The 997-nt window shown below is 65.1% G+C and carries 1 protein-coding gene; it reads left to right on the plus strand.

Annotated elements, in window-relative coordinates; genetic code table 11:
• Window positions 1–997, plus strand: a 997-nt coding sequence (locus AC0L2A_RS36195) for an AMP-binding protein (RefSeq protein ID WP_473612966.1), incomplete at both ends; no start/stop codon positions are given.

Below are 997 nucleotides of genomic sequence, written 5' to 3' on the forward strand. Positions count from 1 at the left end.
TGGTGGGGCTGCTGGCGATCCTGAAGGCGGGCGGCGCCTATGTGCCGCTCGATCCGGCCTATCCGGGCCCACGGCTCGACCAGGTGCTCGCCGATGCCGCGCCGCAGCTGCTGCTGGCCGATGCGGCCGGCCGCGCCGCGCTCGGCGCCGAGGCGCTCGCCAGCCTGACGGCGGTCGACCTCTCGGACGGCGCGCGTCCGTGGGCCGACCAGGGCGCTGACGATCCCGACCCGCGCGCGCTGGGGCTCACCCCCCGCCATCTCGCCTATGTGATCTACACCTCCGGCTCCACCGGAACCCCAAAGGGCGTCATGGTCGAGCATCGCGGAGTGGTCAATCTTACAGCATGGCATGTGCAAACGTTTGGTCCGCAACCAGAAACCTGCTGCACACTCACGGCTGCAGTGGCTTTCGACGCCAGCACCTGGGAGCTATGGTCCGCATTATGCAATCGTAGCACATTGCTGCTCCCTCCCAGGGCGGCGGCAGGAGATTCCTCGCGTCTGTTGCAATGGTGGCGTGATCAACCACTGGACGCCGCCTTTCTAGCCACACCGCTGGCTATTACCGCATTGCAAGACGAGCTGGTAAACCCAAAATTGGGATACTTGCTGATCGGCGGTGATCGTCTCCAGCGTGTTCCTTCCCGGATACCGTCTCCTCTCAAGTTGATAAACAACTATGGCCCTACGGAAGTCACCGTTGTGGCAACGTCGGGACGACTTCTCAGTGACAACGCCGTGCCGCATATTGGCCGTCCGATTGCGAACACGCGGATCTACCTGCTGGACGCTCATGGTGGGCCGGTGCCGCTCGGGGCGGTGGGCGAGCTCTACATTGGCGGGGCGGGGGTTGCGCGTGGCTACCTGAACCGGCCGGAGCTGACGGCGGAGCGGTTCATCGCCAGTCCCTTTGTGGACGGCGACCGGCTGTACCGGAGCGGCGACCTGGCGCGTTATCTGCCGGACGGCAATCTGGAGTTTTTGGGCCGCAACGA

The organism is Mesorhizobium sp. WSM4844 (assembly GCF_055811775.1).